The organism is Pseudomonas sp. Con_6 (genome assembly GCF_059379395.1).
This window is the reverse complement of record NZ_CM182011.1, coordinates 886,264-901,319: the sequence shown is the minus strand read 5'-3', so window position 1 is coordinate 901,319 and position 15,056 is coordinate 886,264. Positions and strand designations below refer to the sequence as shown.

Annotated in this window: 15 protein-coding genes; 11 read left to right on the top strand and 4 right to left on the bottom strand. The window is 64.1% G+C overall.

Annotated elements, in window-relative coordinates; translation table 11 throughout:
• Positions 1 to 13: 13 nt before the first annotated feature.
• Positions 14 to 1,297, top strand: coding sequence for a glutamate-1-semialdehyde 2,1-aminomutase (gene hemL, locus AC5QPF_RS04165; RefSeq protein WP_494962130.1), 1,284 nt, complete (start codon positions 14 to 16; stop codon positions 1,295 to 1,297).
• Between the two features lie 214 nt (positions 1,298 to 1,511).
• Complete coding sequence (locus tag AC5QPF_RS04160; protein ID WP_494962129.1) at positions 1,512 to 2,066, top strand: tetratricopeptide repeat protein; 555 nt, start codon at positions 1,512 to 1,514, stop codon at positions 2,064 to 2,066.
• Positions 2,067 to 2,072: 6 nt separating this feature from the next.
• Here the strand turns inward: AC5QPF_RS04160 and AC5QPF_RS04155 are convergent, their stop codons facing one another.
• The gene (locus tag AC5QPF_RS04155) at positions 2,073 to 2,399 is read right to left on the bottom strand and encodes a DUF1820 family protein (protein WP_494962128.1); all 327 of its coding nucleotides are present in this window, start codon (positions 2,397 to 2,399) and stop codon (positions 2,073 to 2,075) included.
• Positions 2,400 to 2,596: 197 nt separating this feature from the next.
• On the opposite strand from AC5QPF_RS04155, the gene AC5QPF_RS04150 reads away from it, so the two are divergent.
• Genes AC5QPF_RS04150 through lnt form a run of 4 tightly spaced genes read left to right on the top strand, consistent with a single transcriptional unit; the run spans position 2,597 to position 6,453 of the window.
• Entirely contained in the window at positions 2,597 to 3,595 is a 999-nt protein-coding gene (locus AC5QPF_RS04150) for a PhoH family protein (RefSeq protein ID WP_494962127.1), read from the top strand.
• Positions 3,588 to 4,082, top strand: a complete 495-nt coding sequence (ybeY, locus tag AC5QPF_RS04145; protein ID WP_494962126.1) for an rRNA maturation RNase YbeY — start codon at positions 3,588 to 3,590, stop codon at positions 4,080 to 4,082. Before AC5QPF_RS04150 ends, ybeY begins: the two co-directional genes overlap by 8 nt.
• 5 nt (positions 4,083 to 4,087) lie before the next feature.
• Entirely contained in the window at positions 4,088 to 4,927 is an 840-nt protein-coding gene (locus AC5QPF_RS04140; RefSeq protein WP_494962125.1) for a transporter associated domain-containing protein, read from the top strand.
• A gap of 8 nt (positions 4,928 to 4,935) precedes the next feature.
• Positions 4,936 to 6,453, top strand: coding sequence for an apolipoprotein N-acyltransferase (lnt, locus tag AC5QPF_RS04135; protein ID WP_494962124.1), 1,518 nt, complete (start codon positions 4,936 to 4,938; stop codon positions 6,451 to 6,453).
• Between the two features lie 80 nt (positions 6,454 to 6,533).
• Here lnt and AC5QPF_RS04130 read toward each other — a convergent pair whose 3' ends face one another.
• The gene (locus AC5QPF_RS04130) at positions 6,534 to 7,295 is read right to left on the bottom strand and encodes an ElyC/SanA/YdcF family protein (RefSeq protein WP_494962123.1); all 762 of its coding nucleotides are present in this window, start codon (positions 7,293 to 7,295) and stop codon (positions 6,534 to 6,536) included.
• 129 nt (positions 7,296 to 7,424) lie between these two features.
• Positions 7,425 to 7,742 (bottom strand): hypothetical protein, encoded by a 318-nt coding sequence (locus tag AC5QPF_RS04125; RefSeq protein WP_494962122.1) that lies wholly within the window; start codon positions 7,740 to 7,742, stop codon positions 7,425 to 7,427.
• Positions 7,743 to 7,982: 240 nt separating this feature from the next.
• Between AC5QPF_RS04125 and leuS the strand changes: the two genes are divergently transcribed.
• The 5 genes from leuS to AC5QPF_RS04100 all read left to right on the top strand — a co-directional run bounded on the left by leuS (position 7,983) and on the right by AC5QPF_RS04100 (position 13,948).
• A complete protein-coding gene (leuS, locus tag AC5QPF_RS04120; RefSeq protein WP_494962121.1) occupies positions 7,983 to 10,589 on the top strand; it encodes a leucine--tRNA ligase in 2,607 nt (868 codons plus the stop codon).
• 66 nt (positions 10,590 to 10,655) lie between these two features.
• Complete coding sequence (locus AC5QPF_RS04115; RefSeq protein WP_494962120.1) at positions 10,656 to 11,261, top strand: LPS assembly lipoprotein LptE; 606 nt, start codon at positions 10,656 to 10,658, stop codon at positions 11,259 to 11,261.
• A gap of 35 nt (positions 11,262 to 11,296) precedes the next feature.
• Entirely contained in the window at positions 11,297 to 12,334 is a 1,038-nt protein-coding gene (gene holA / locus AC5QPF_RS04110) for a DNA polymerase III subunit delta (RefSeq protein WP_494962119.1), read from the top strand.
• Positions 12,335 to 12,411: 77 nt separating this feature from the next.
• A complete protein-coding gene (arfA, locus tag AC5QPF_RS04105; protein WP_330073162.1) occupies positions 12,412 to 12,576 on the top strand; it encodes an alternative ribosome rescue factor ArfA in 165 nt (54 codons plus the stop codon).
• Positions 12,577 to 12,637: 61 nt separating this feature from the next.
• Positions 12,638 to 13,948, top strand: coding sequence for a lytic murein transglycosylase (locus AC5QPF_RS04100; RefSeq protein WP_494962118.1), 1,311 nt, complete (start codon positions 12,638 to 12,640; stop codon positions 13,946 to 13,948).
• Between the two features lie 107 nt (positions 13,949 to 14,055).
• Here AC5QPF_RS04100 and lipA read toward each other — a convergent pair whose 3' ends face one another.
• Positions 14,056 to 15,054, bottom strand: a complete 999-nt coding sequence (gene lipA, locus AC5QPF_RS04095) for a lipoyl synthase (protein WP_494962117.1) — start codon at positions 15,052 to 15,054, stop codon at positions 14,056 to 14,058.
• Positions 15,055 to 15,056: the final 2 nt, after the last annotated feature.

The following is a 15,056-nucleotide window of genomic DNA, read 5'->3' as shown; positions in this document are numbered from 1 at the left end:
GAGAGAGACCTTAATGTCCCGTTCCGAAAGCCTGTTCGCCAGCGCCCAGAAACACATTCCAGGCGGCGTCAACTCGCCGGTCCGCGCCTTCCGCAGCGTGGGCGGCACGCCGCTGTTCTTCAAGCATGCCGAAGGCGCCTACGTCACCGATGAAGACGACAAGCGCTACGTCGACTACGTCGGCTCCTGGGGCCCGATGATCCTCGGCCACGGCCATCCGGACGTGCTGGAATCGGTGCGCAAGCAACTGGTCCACGGCCTGTCCTACGGCGCGCCGACCGCCATGGAAACCGAGATGGCCGACCTGGTCTGCTCGCTGGTGCCGTCGATGGAGATGGTGCGCATGGTCAGCTCCGGCACCGAGGCGACCATGAGCGCCATCCGCCTGGCCCGTGGCTACACCGGTCGCGACAGCATCATCAAGTTCGAAGGCTGCTACCACGGTCACTCCGACAGCCTGCTGGTGAAAGCCGGCTCCGGCCTGCTGACCCAGGGCGTGCCGAGCTCCGCCGGCGTGCCTGCAGACTTCGCCAAACACACCCTGACCCTGCCATTCAACGACATCGACGCCGTCGCCAAGACCCTCGCCGACGTCGGCCAGCAAGTGGCCTGCATCATCGTCGAACCGGTCGCCGGCAACATGAACTGCGTGCCGCCGGCACCGGGCTTCCTCGAAGGCCTGCGCAGCCTGTGCGACCAGCACGGCGTGGTGCTGATCTTCGACGAAGTGATGACCGGTTTCCGCGTCGCCCTCGGCGGTGCCCAGGCCCACTACGGCGTGACCCCGGACCTGTCGACCTTCGGCAAGATCGTCGGCGGCGGCATGCCGGTGGGCTGTTTCGGCGGCAAGCGCCAGGTCATGGAGCAGATCGCGCCACTGGGGCCGGTGTACCAGGCCGGCACCCTGTCGGGTAACCCGCTGGCCATGGCCGCCGGCCTGACCACCCTGAAGCTGATCAGCCGCCCTGGCTTCCACGACGAGTTGAGCGCCTTCACCACCCGCCTGCTGGACGGCCTGCAACAGCGCGCCGATGCGGCGGGCGTACCGTTCGTCACCACCCAGGCGGGCGGCATGTTCGGCCTGTACTTCACCGGCGCCGATGACATCGTCACCTTCGAAGACGTGATGGGCAGCGATGTCGAGCGTTTCAAGCGCTTCTTCCACCTGATGCTGGAAGGCGGCGTGTACCTGGCGCCGAGCGCCTTCGAAGCCGGCTTCACCTCGATCGCCCATGGCGAGACCGAGCTGAAGATCACCCTGGATGCGGCAGAGCGGGCGTTTGCCAAGCTGAAGTAATCTTTGGGACCGCAAAGCGGGCCCAAAAGGAAAGGGGCGGAAGACTTGTAAGTCTTCCGCCCCTTTCTTGTAAGAATCCACCTCAAGCTGGCGCAACAATTGCGCCTGATTGGCAGAAATTCTGGTAAAGACTTTGTAAGGTTGGCGCTGCTTAACCCATAATGTGCCACCAGACACACATTGGCCGCAGCTTTGCAGAGGTAAGTCGATCACCATGAACCGCGCCGGCCGCGCCCTCGCCCTGGGCTGCCTGTTGCTACTTCAGCCCCTGCTGGCCATTGCGGCGAGCGGCGGTAACTCGTTGCTGATCCCCACCACGGGCCGCTGCACCCTCAACACGTCTCCCGAAGAGCTCGCCGACGCCGTGAACCGCTGCAAGCAAGCCGCGCAATCCGGTGACGCCCAAGCCCAGTACGAACTGGGCGACTTCTACTATGAGGGCAAGAACACCCCGCGCGACCTCAACCAGGCGCTGAACTTCTTTGAACAGGCCTCGCTGCAGGGCCACGCCGACGCGCAGTTCAAGCTCGGCACCATGTTCTATCGCGGTGAAGGCGTGCCGGCGAACAACATCCAGGCCTACATCGTGCTGAAGATGGCGGCGGTCAACGGCGCCGAGGATGCACTGGACCTGGCCGACCAGGTGTCGGGGCAGATGCAGCGCGATGAGCTGGAAACCGCCACCCAGGTGCTGGGGCAGATCTTCCGCAAGTACCTGCTGGAGCTGCAGACCGTCGACGGTCGCACGCCCTTCGCGCCATTGCCCTGACGCCTCTTATCTGTCCGGCATCGGCATGGGGAACGGCATGACATTGCCAGTTCCCTTGGCCTCGCTGATCTTCGGTGTGCCGAGCCGCTCCACTTCATCGATGCGCACGATCGAGTGCATTGGCACGAAGCTGCGGGTCACCCCCTCGAACTGCGCCTTGAGCTTCTCCTCGCTCGGATCGACCACCACCTGGGTGCGTTCGCCGAAGACGAACTCCTCGATCTCCAGGAAACCCCAGAGGTCGCTCTGGTAGATCTGCTTGGCGTACATCTCGAACACCTGGCCCTGATTGAGGAAGATCACTTTGTAGATGGGGGCTTCGCGCTTGGACATGGTCGTCAGGAACGGATGGCTGGCAAATAAAGGGCACGAATCATACCACAAGGGCCAGGGATCCCGGCCGCGGCGACATAACCGTTTCGTCAACTTGCGCTGCGATAATCCATTGATCGTTTCAGCGCTTTCGCGGCTGTGCAGTCGGCGTTATCCTTGACCTCATATTTCTTGCCCAAGGGCGGCTTAAAACAACCTTGAACGCACCCATCGAACCCCATCGTTTCATTCTCGAGCCCTTCGAGGCTCACCGCTTCGCCAACCTGTGCGGACAGTTCGACGAGCACCTGCGCCTGATCGAACAACGCCTGGCCATCGAGATCCGCAATCGCGGCAACCAGTTCGAGCTGATCGGCGAGCCGCGGGTCACCTCCACCGCCGAACAACTCCTGCGCCGTCTCTACCGCGAGACCAAGGCCACCGAGCTGTCGCCGGAAACGGTCCACCTGTACCTCCAGGAGTCCTCGGTCGAAGCGCTGGAAAACCCGGCACACAACGAAGTCAGCGTTTCGCTGCGCACGCGCAAGGGCGCCATTCGTCCGCGCGGCCTCAACCAGCAGCGCTACGTCAAGGAAATCCTCGGCAACGACATCAACTTCGGCATCGGCCCCGCCGGTACCGGCAAGACCTACCTGGCCGTGGCCTGCGCGGTGGACGCGCTGGAGCGCGAACAGGTACGGCGCATCCTGCTGGTACGCCCGGCGGTCGAGGCGGGCGAAAAGCTCGGCTTCCTGCCCGGCGACCTTGCACAGAAGATCGACCCGTACCTGCGCCCGCTCTACGACGCACTCTACGAGATGCTCGGCTTCGAACACGTGGCCAAGCTGATCGAGCGCCAGGTGATCGAGATCGCGCCGCTGGCCTACATGCGCGGCCGCACCCTGAACAACAGCTTCATCATCCTCGACGAAAGCCAGAACACCACCGTCGAGCAGATGAAGATGTTCCTCACCCGCATCGGTTTCGGCTCCACCGCCGTGATCACCGGCGACATCACCCAGGTCGACCTGCCCAAAGGCACCAAGTCGGGCCTGGCCCATGTCATCCAGGTGCTCAAGGACGTGCCGGGCATCAGCTTCACCCATTTCCAGCCCAAGGACGTGGTGCGCCATCCGCTGGTGCAACGCATCGTCGAAGCCTACGAGCGCTTCGATGGCGAGCAGGCCAAGGCCGAGGGCGCCCGACGCGATGCTTGAACTGGACCTGCAAGTCGCGACCGAAGCCGCCGCGCCCGATGAAGCCCTGTTCCGCCGCTGGTGCGAGCTCGCCCTGCGCCAGCGCAGCGCCGACTCGGAGATGACCATTCGCCTGGTCGACGAAGCCGAAGGCCGCGAGCTCAACCACACCTACCGGCACAAGGACTACGCCACCAACGTGTTGTCCTTCCCCGCCGACGTGCCCGACGACATGCTCGACATCCCGCTGCTGGGTGACCTGGTCATCTGCGTCGCGGTGGTCGAGCGCGAAGCCGCCGAGCAAGGCAAATCCCTCGAGGCTCACTGGGCGCACCTGGTCATCCACGGTTGCCTGCACCTGCTGGGCTACGACCACATCGACGACGATGAGGCCGAGGAAATGGAAGCACTGGAACGAACGTTGCTTGCCGAACTGGGTCATCCGGACCCTTACGCCGACGACGAAGACGACACCCCTCACACTGATATCTGCAAGGATCACGAGTAACCGCCATGAGCGAAGATCGATCGAGCAACGGGCAAAAGTCCTGGCTGGGCAAGCTGACCCAGGCTTTTGCCCATGAGCCGAAAAACCGCCAGGAGCTCCTCGAGCTGCTGCGAGAAGCGCACCAGAACAAGCTGCTCGACAGCGAAGCCCTGACCATCGTCGAAGGTGCCATCCAGGTCGCGGACCTGCAGGTTCGCGACATCATGGTCCCGCGTTCGCAGATGATCAGCATCAAGGCGTCGCAGTCGCCACGGGAGTTCCTCCCGGCGATCATCGAAGCCGCGCACTCGCGCTACCCGGTGGTGGGTGAAAGCCACGACGATGTCCTCGGCGTCCTGCTGGCCAAGGACCTCCTGCCGCTGATCCTCAAGGAGAACGGCGAGAGCTTCAACATCAAGGACCTGCTGCGTCCGGCGACCTTCGTGCCCGAGTCCAAGCGCCTCAACGTGCTGCTGCGCGAGTTCCGCGCCAACCACAACCACATGGCCATCGTCATCGACGAATACGGCGGCGTGGCTGGCCTGGTGACCATCGAGGACGTGCTGGAGCAGATCGTCGGCGATATCGAAGACGAGCACGATGTCGAGGAAGACAGCTACATCAAGCCGCTTCCAAGCGGTGACTTCCTGATCAAGGCGCTGACGCCGATCGAGAACTTCAACGAGTTCTTCGACAGCGAGTTCTCCGACGATGAGTTCGACACCGTCGGCGGCCTGGTCATGAGCGCGTTCGGCCACCTGCCCAAACGTAATGAAACCACCGAAATCGGGCCTTATCGCTTCCGTATCCTCAACGCCGACAGCCGCCGGATACACTTGCTGCGCCTGACCCCAGTCACCCGTTAAGGACAACCATGCGCTGGATTTCCCGCCCCGGCTGGCCCGGTAACCTGCTGGCCGTGGCGGCCGGCGCCCTGACCACCCTGACCCTGGCCCCGTTCGACATCTGGCCGCTGGCCCTGGTGGCGCTGGGCCTGTTCTACCTCGGCCTGCGCGAGCTGAGCCCCCGCCAGGCCCTGGGCCGCGGCTGGTGCTACGGCTTCGGACTGTTCGCCGCCGGTACCTGGTGGATCTACGTCAGCATCCACACCTACGGCGGCGCATCGGCATTGCTCGCGGGTGGATTGATGCTGGCGTTCTTCGCTGCCATCGCCTGGTTCTTCGCCTTGCCCGCCTGGGTTTGGGCACGCTGGCTGCGCCGTAACGAAGCCCCGCTGGCCGACGCCCTCGGTTTCGCTGCGCTGTGGCTGGCACAGGAAGCCTTCCGCGGCTGGTTCCTCACCGGCTTCCCCTGGCTCTACGCAGGCTACAGCCAGCTCGACGGCCCCCTGGCAGGGCTGGCGCCACTGGGCGGCATGTGGCTGATTTCCTTCATACTGGCCCTGAGCGCCGCGCTGCTGTGCAACCTGCACCGCCTGCGCCAGCGCAAGTCGTTCCTGGCGGCGGGCATCGTCCTGTTGGTCGGCCCTTGGGCCGTTGGCCTGGCACTCAAGGGGCATGCCTGGACCGTGCCGTCCGGCGATCCGCTGCGGGTCGCAGCGATCCAGGGCAACATTGAACAGAGCCTGAAGTGGGAACCCAGCGAACTGCGCAAGCAGCTGGAGCTGTATCGCGACATGAGTTTCACCAGCAAACCGGTGGACCTCATCGTCTGGCCGGAAACCGCAGTGCCGGTGTTCAAAGACACGGTGCAGGGATACCTGGACATGATGAGCGGCTTCGCCGCAGACCGCCATGCCGCGCTGATCACCGGGGTACCGGTGCGCCAGCTCGAACACGGCCAGCGCCGCTACTTCAACGGCATCACAGCCATCGGCGAAGGGGATGGCACTTACCTCAAGCAAAAGCTGGTGCCGTTCGGCGAATACGTGCCGCTGCAGGACCTGCTGCGCGGCCTGATCGAGTTCTTCGATCTGCCGATGTCCGACTTCGCCCGGGGCCCCGCCGACCAGGCGCTGCTCCAGGCCAAGGGTTACCAGTTGGCGCCATTCATCTGCTACGAAGTGGTCTACCCGGAACTGGCGGCCAGCCTCGCGGCGCGCAGCGACATCCTCCTGACCATCAGCAACGACACCTGGTTCGGCAAGTCCATCGGCCCGCTGCAACACCTGCAGATGGCGCAGATGCGTGCCCTGGAAGCCGGCCGCTGGATGATCCGCGCGACCAACAATGGCGTGACCGGGCTGATCGATCCGTTCGGTCGCATCACCGCGCAGATCCCGCAGTTCGAGCGGGCGATCCTGTATGGCGAGGTCGTGCCGATGCAGCAGCTCACGCCGTACCTGCAATGGCGTTCGTGGCCGCTGACGATTCTCTGCATCGTGCTGCTGGGCTGGGCACTGGTAACCAGCCGGATCGCCAAGACCGTCTGATCTGCGCTTTGGCTGATGGCCTCATCGCTGGCTTGCCAGCGATTGGCCCTTGAATGCACAAGAAGGCTGACTGTCTTGCCTCAATAGAAAACCCGATAGCCAATCAGTCCAATCGCTTCATTGAACAACTGCCCGTTCTGCCACATGGCCTTGGCATCCGGCAGCCAGCCGCCGAACGGGCGGCCGTGATCGATGCCCATGAAGCCCACGGGCGCCGGCACCACTTCAAACCCCGCCTGCTGGAAACTCCAGACCGAACGCGGCATGTGCCAGGCCTGGGTGACGACGACCACCCGCTTGATCCCCTGCGGCAGCAGCACGGCCGCACTCAATTCGGCATTTTCCCAGGTGGTGTGGCTCTCCTCCTCCAGCCAGCGCACCGACACACCGAAATCCCGCTGCATCGAATCCGCCATCAAACGCGCCTCGCTGGGAGGCGAACCATAGTGCAGGCCACCACTGGTCAACACCGGCAGCCCGGACGCCTTGGCCAGTTGCGCGGCATAGCGCATGCGCTCCAGGGCCACACCGGTAGGCTGGTCCTGCGTACCCCAGGCCGGATCACCGCGCTCGCGTCCGGAACCAAGGACGACGATGGCGTCGGCACGCCCGGCCAACCCGGCCCATTCCTCCATGCGCAACGCCGGTACGGTCTCGATCCGCTGTGCCAGGTGCTGCACCACCACCGGCAGGCTCATCAGCCACACCCCGCCCAGTCCGGCGATGAAATACAGGCGTGCGGTGCGCGGCCAGGACCTGCGCAGCCACCACGCCGCGAGCAGCAGCAAGAGAAAGATGCCTGGCGGCATCAACCATTGTTTGATGAAAAAGCGAAGGGGCATCGGACATCTCCATGAAAGTGCCCGAAGCCTAAGAGAAATCGGCGCCTGGCAACAGGTGCCGGGCGCCGTTCAGACGTAAAGGAATCCCGCGTGGCGCACTCCATCCTGCGCCGTTGATATCCCGAACGATTATTTGAACTGCAGCGTTCTGGATTTGAGCGCTGCAGCGGAGCGCGCCTTGTCCTTCAGCCAGACAACCCGGCCAGGGATCGGCGCTTCTTCCGGGGGTACCACCACGGAAACCTTCTGCCCACGTGCCGGAGCGGCCTCCAGCCAGGCCCTGATGACCTCGAGTTCGGCCCGGCTCAGGCCGCGCAGCTCCAGTTCAGCGGGCATTTCATCGCGCAACCGCGCCGCAGTGCGGGCCATGTCCAGGGCCAGTCCCAAGCGGTCGATCAGGCGTTGGTAGGTTTCCGGTTTCGGTGCTTGCTGTTGCGACTCTCCCATCCGTTCACCTCATTGAAGATAAAATTCATCTCCCCCACACCTGAGCTTAGCGTCACCCGTGAAACGGGCCGGATGCCGCGACCAACGGGCTCGGGCAAGGGCCAACGATGCAATCAAGGTTTCCCACGACCATTGGGGGTCATGTATGCTACGGCGTTCACTCTTGACACCGGATTGCCGGGCGAAAACGGTCCTGGACCAGCCTGGATAAGGTCTCCCATTTCTCAGCGCAAAGTAGCCATGCACGAACACTATCAGCCCCGCGAAATCGAAGCCGCCGCCCAGTCCTACTGGGACGAGCACAAGTCTTTTGAAGTCAGTGAACAGCCAGGCAAGGACACCTACTACTGCCTGTCGATGTTCCCGTACCCGAGCGGCAAGCTACACATGGGCCACGTGCGCAACTACACCATCGGCGACGTGATCGCACGCTACCAACGCATGCAGGGCAAGAACGTCCTGCAGCCGATGGGCTGGGACGCCTTCGGCATGCCGGCGGAAAACGCCGCGATGAAGAACAACGTCGCGCCGGCCAAGTGGACCTACGAGAACATCGCCTACATGAAAGCCCAGCTGAAAAGCCTGGGCCTGGCGATCGACTGGTCCCGCGAAGTCACCACCTGCAAGCCGGACTACTACCGCTGGGAGCAGTGGCTGTTCACCCGCCTGTTCGAAAAAGGCGTGATCTACCGCAAGAACGGCACTGTGAACTGGGACCCGGCTGACCAGACCGTACTGGCCAACGAGCAGGTCATCGACGGCCGTGGCTGGCGTTCGGGCGCGCTGATCGAGAAGCGCGAGATCCCGATGTACTACTTCAAGATCACCGACTACGCCGACGAGCTGCTGGAAAGCCTCGACGAGCTGCCGGGCTGGCCGGAACAGGTCAAGACCATGCAGCGCAACTGGATCGGCAAGTCCCGTGGCATGGAAGTACAGTTCCCCTACGATGAAGCGAGCATTGGCGAAGCCGGTGCCCTGAAAGTCTTCACCACCCGTCCCGACACGCTGATGGGCGCCACCTACGTCGCCGTCGCCGCCGAGCACCCGCTGGCCACCCTCGCCGCCCAGGGCAACCCGGCGCTGCAGGCGTTCATCGACGAGTGCAAGAGCGGCAGCGTCGCCGAAGCCGACATCGCCACACAGGAAAAGAAAGGCGTCGCCACTTCCCTGCGTGTCCGTCATCCGCTGACCGGCGAACAACTGCCGGTATGGATCGCCAACTACGTGCTGATGCACTACGGCGACGGTGCAGTCATGGCCGTTCCGGCCCACGACGAGCGCGACTTCGAGTTCGCCACCAAGTACCAGCTGCCGATCAAGGCCGTGGTCCGCACCAGCGCCGGCGATGAAGTCGGCAGCGAATGGCAGGCCGCCTACGGCGAGCATGGCCAGCTGATCAACTCCGGCGAATTCGACGGCCTGGACTTCGCCGGCGCCTTCGACGCCATCGAAGCCGCACTGATCAGCAAGGAGCTCGGCAAGTCGCGCACCCAGTTCCGCCTGCGCGACTGGGGCATCAGCCGCCAGCGCTACTGGGGCTGCCCGATCCCGATCATCCACTGCCCATCCTGCGGCGACGTGCCAGTGCCGGAAGACCAGTTGCCGGTAACCCTGCCGGAGAACGTGGTGCCGGACGGCGCCGGTTCGCCACTGGCGCGCATGCCCGAGTTCTACGAGTGCACCTGCCCGAAATGCGGCACTGCGGCCAAGCGCGAAACCGACACCATGGACACCTTCGTCGAGTCGTCCTGGTACTTCGCCCGCTACGCATCGCCGAACTACGAAGGTGGCCTGGTCGATCCGAAAGCGGCCAACCACTGGCTGCCGGTGGACCAGTACATCGGCGGTATCGAACACGCCATCCTGCACCTGCTCTATGCACGCTTCTTCCACAAGCTGATGCGCGACGAAGGCCTGGTCAGCTCCAACGAGCCGTTCAAGAACCTGCTGACCCAAGGCATGGTGGTCGCCGAGACCTACTACCGCGTCGCCAGCAACGGCGGCAAGGACTGGTTCAACCCGGCCGACGTCGAGATCGAGCGCGATGCCAAGGCCAAGATCATTGGCGCCCGCCTGAAGACCGACGGCCTGCCGGTGGAAATCGGCGGCACCGAGAAGATGTCCAAGTCGAAGAACAACGGCGTCGACCCGCAAGCCATGATCGATGCCTACGGCGCCGACACCTGCCGCCTGTTCATGATGTTCGCCTCGCCGCCCGACATGAGCCTGGAATGGTCCGACTCCGGCGTCGAGGGTGCCAGCCGCTTCCTGCGCCGCGTCTGGCGCCTGGCCCAGGCTCACGTCGGCCAGGGCCTGCCGGCCAAGGCTGACTTCTCCGCGCTGGACGACGCACAGAAAGCCGTGCGCCGCGCCACCCACTCGGCGATCCGCCAGGCCAGCATCGATGTCGGCCAGCACCACAAGTTCAACACCGCCATCGCCCAGGTGATGACCCTGATGAACGTGCTGGAAAAGGCCTCGCAAGCCACCGAACTGGACCGCGCCCTGATCCAGGAAGGCCTCGAAGCCGCGACCCTGATCCTCGCCCCGATCACCCCGCACATCAGCCACCAGCTGTGGACCAGCCTCGGCCAAGAAGGCGCCGCCATCGACGCCAACTGGCCAGTGGTGGACGAAAGCGCCCTGGTCCAGGACAGCCTCCAGTTGGTCATCCAGGTCAACGGCAAGCTGCGCGGCCAGATCGAAATGCCGGCCAGCGCCAGCCGCGAGGAAGTCGAGGCTGCCGCCCGTACCAACGAGAACGTGCTGCGCTTCACCGAAGGCCTGACGATCCGCAAGGTCATCGTGGTTCCCGGCAAGCTGGTCAACATCGTCGCCAACTGACAGGAGCGGGCGCCCTTCGGGGCGCCTGCACAGACAAGTCCCCCAAGGTTTCCAGGGAGCAACAAGATGATCAAACGCAATCTGCTGGTGATGGGCCTGGCCGTAATGCTCAGCGCCTGCGGTTTTCACCTGCGCGGTACCGGCACCAACGAATTGGCGATCAAGGAACTCGACCTGAGTGCGCGCAACGCCTACGGCGAGACGGTCACCCAACTGCGTAACGTCCTGAAGAACAGCGGCGTCAATGTGCACGCCGGCGCACCCTACAAGCTGGTGCTGACCAATGAGGCTGAGTCCCAACGGGCCGCCAGCTATTCCGGCTCCGGTCGCTCGGTGGAGTACGAACTGCAGACCGTTCTGTCCTATGACATCCAGGGTCAGAACAACAGCGTCCTGCTCAGCGACAAGCTGGAAGTGCAGAAGATCTACGTGCACGACGGCAACAACATCACCGGCTCTGGCCAGGAAGCGACCCAGTTGCGCAAGGAAATGCGTCGCGACCTGGTACAGAAAATGGTCCTGCGTCTGCAGCTACTGACGCCAGCACACTTGGACGAGCTTCAGGCCAAGGCTGACGAACGCGCCAAGGCGGAAGCGGCAGCCCTGGAAGCGGCACAACGCGCCCAGGATGCCCAACCCCAGCAATCACCGCTGGAAATCCCGGCCCACTGAGCCTGAACGGGGCGCCTCGGCGCCCCGATTTCTTTATGAAACTTGCCCCTGCCCAACTCAACAAGCACCTGCAAGGCGCCCTCGCCCCGGTCTACGTAGTCAGTGGCGACGACCCGCTGCTGTGCCAGGAGGCTGCCGATGCCATCCGCCAGGCGGCACGCCAGCAAGGCTTCGACGAACGCCAGGTGTTCAGCGCCGACGCCAACTTCGATTGGGGCACCCTGCTCCAGGCCGGCGCCAGCCTCTCGCTGTTCGCCCAGAAACGCGTGCTTGAGCTGCGCCTGCCGTCCGGCAAGCCCGGCGACAAAGGTGCCGCAGCACTGATCGAGTATTGCTCGCGCCCCGCCGACGATACCCTGCTGCTGATCAGCCTGCCCAAGCTCGACGGCAGCGCGCAGAAGACCAAGTGGGGCAAGGCGCTGGTCGAAGGCCCGCAGGTTCAGTTCATCCAGATCTGGCCGGTGGACACTCAGCAACTGCCGCAATGGATCAACCAGCGCCTGTCCCAGGCCGGACTGGCCGCCCAGCGCGACGCGGTAGAACTGATCGCCGCGCGGGTCGAAGGCAACCTGCTGGCCGCCGCCCAGGAAATCGAAAAGCTCAAGCTGCTCGCTGACGGCAGTACCATCACCGTGGAAACGGTGCAATCCGCCGTCGCCGACAGCGCGCGCTTCGACGTCTTCGGCCTGGTGGACGCCGTGCTCAACGGCGAGGCTGCGCACGCCCTGCGCATGCTCGAAGGGTTGCGCGGCGAAGGGGTCGAGCCACCGGTGATTCTCTGGGCGCTGGCCCGGGAACTGCGGGTACTGACCGGCCTGGCCCAGCAATACAGCCAGGGGGTACCGCTGGAAAAAGCCTTCAGTCAGGCCAAGCCCCCGGTGTGGGACAAGCGCCGCCCCTTGATGAGCAAGGCCCTGCAACGCCATTCGGCGCAGCGCTGGGGCCAACTGTTGCATGATGCCCAGCGCATCGACGCACAGATCAAGGGCCAGGCCCAGGGTTCGCCGTGGACCAGCCTCACCCGCCTGTCGCTGCTGATGGCCGGGCAACGCCTGGCGCTGCCCGCCGAATAAGGTGAGACGGACGGTCTTGCAGTCGAAGTTCGCCAGTCCTATAGTGCGCGCGAATCCACCCAGGCAGGACCTCCACCATGAGCAAGAAACCGGCAAAATCCCGGCCGAACAAGGCCAAATCCATCATCGCCCAGCCTCTGTTCCGCTGTCGCCAGGAACGCCCAGGCAAGGGCAAAGGCAGCTACCGCCGCGAAGCCTTCCAGTCGAGAGATTGGGAGGCTTCTTCCGTTATGGCGGCATGAAAGCAGGAAAGTCGCAGGCATGGTATGGTCGTCACCTGACCTGTATTACCTGGATTCGTGCATGTCCTTTCGCCTTACCCGTCGCTGGCAACTACGCCACCTGACCGCTGCCTCCAGTCTCATCCTGCTCGTCGCCTGCGCAGAGCACCCGACCGCTGCCGATGCCTTGCCCATCGCGCCGGTACAGCCCGCGCCGGCCGTCGTCCAGCCGACACCCACCGCCGATATCGAAGTCCAGCCGCAACAGAGCTTCGCCGAATGGCAGGCCAGCTTCCGCCAGCAAGCCCTGCAAGCCGGTATTTCGCCGAGCCTTTTCGACCGCGTATTCGCCGGCATGACCCCGGACATGGATGTGATCAAGGCCGACCGCAGCCAGCCGGAGTTCACCCGCCCGGTCTGGGAATACCTCGATGGCGCGCTGTCACCGGTGCGCGTACGAAACGGCAAGGCCCTGCTCGCGCAGAACGCGGAGCTGCTGACGCGCATCGAGCAACGCTATGGCGTCGAACGCAACGTACTGGTGTCGGTATGGGGCATGGAAAGCAATTTCGGCCAGTTCCAGGGCAACAAGTCGGTGATCCGCTCCCTGGCCACCCTGGCCTATGAAGGTCGCCGCCCGGCGTTCGCCCAGGCGCAGTTGCTGGCCGCGCTGAAGATCCTGCAAAACGGCGATATCGCCCCGGAAGCAATGCGTGGCTCCTGGGCCGGCGCCATGGGCCAGACCCAGTTCATCCCGACCACCTACGACACCCATGCCGTGGACTTCGACGGTGATGGCCGCCGCGATATCTGGAACAGTTCCGCCGACGCACTCGCCTCGACCGCCCATTACCTGCAGAGCTCGGGCTGGCAGCGCGGCCAGCCGTGGGGCTTCGAGGTCAACGTGCCGGCCGGGTTCGACTACTGGATCGCCGACGGCGCGCAGCGCAAGACCGTCGCCGAGTGGCTGCGCCTGGGCGTGCAACTGCCAGCCGGCAGTCGTGCTCCGGCCGGTAGCGAGCAGCTCTCGGCGGCCCTTTTGCTGCCTGCAGGCTATCGCGGTCCGGCGTTCCTGGTACTGGATAACTTCCGCGCCATCCTCAAGTACAACAATTCATCGGCCTACGCCTTGGCGGTCAGCCTGCTGAGCGAGCGCTTCGAGGGTGGCGGCTACATCCGTGGCGCCTGGCCGAAGGACGACCTACCGCTGAGCCGCAGCGAGCGTATAGAGCTGCAGGACCTGCTCAATGCCAGCGGACATGATGCCGGCAACGCCGATGGCATCATCGGTGCCAACACCCGCAAGGCGATCCGCAATGCCCAGCAACAGCGGGGCTGGCCGGCGGATGGGTATCCGACCCATAAGCTGCTGGATAGCCTCAAGACTCGCTGAGTTCTCCCGGGCCTCATCGCTGGCGAGCCAGCGATGAGGCCCGAACAGACAACAAAAAGCCCCCGCACCTTCACAGGTGCGGGGGCTTTTTCATGCAAGGCCGCCGATCAGAGCTTGATCTTGGCCTCATGCGCCTGCTGGTCGGCATGGTACGAGGAACGTACCAACGGGCCGGATGCGACGTTCTTGAAGCCCATCTTGTAACCTTCTTCGGCGAACCAGGCGAAGGTGTCCGGGTGCACGAAGCGCTGCACCGGCAGGTGGCTGCGCGATGGCTGCAGGTACTGGCCAAGGGTCAGCATGTCGATGTTGTGCTCGCGCATGCGGTGCATCACTTCGATCACTTCTTCGTCGGTCTCGCCCAGGCCGAGCATCAAGCCAGACTTGGTCGGTACATGCGGCACCAGTTCCTTGAACTTCTCCAGCAGGGTCAGCGACCACTGGTAGTCCGAACCCGGACGCGCGGCCTTGTACAGGCGCGGTACGGTTTCAAGGTTGTGGTTGAACACATCCGGCGGCTCCTGGGCAGTGATGGCCAGGGCCACGTCCATGCGCCCGCGGTAGTCCGGCACCAGGGTTTCCAGCTGGACGCCCGGCGATAGCGCGCGGATCTCGCGGATGCAGTCGGCGAAGTGCTGGGCACCGCCGTCACGCAGGTCGTCGCGGTCCACCGAGGTGATCACCACGTACTTCAGGCGCAGATCGGCGATGGCCACGGCCAGATTCTTCGGCTCATCGACATCCAGAGGCTTCGGCCGGCCGTGGCCGACGTCGCAGAACGGGCAGCGACGAGTGCAGATGTCGCCCATGATCATGAAGGTCGCGGTACCGCCGGAGAAGCACTCGCCCAGGTTCGGGCAGGACGCCTCTTCACAGACGCTGTGCAGCTTGTGCTTGCGCAGCAGTTGCTTGATCCGGTCGACTTCCGGGGAAACCGGGATGCGCACGCGGATCCAGTCGGGCTTCTTCGGCAGTTCTTCGGTGGGGATGATCTTTACCGGGATACGCGCGACTTTCTCGGCGCCACGCAGTTTCACACCGGCTTCAACCTTCGGCCGTGGGGCCGGGGTGGCGGTGCTTTGCACCGGCTCTTGCACAATAGTCATAT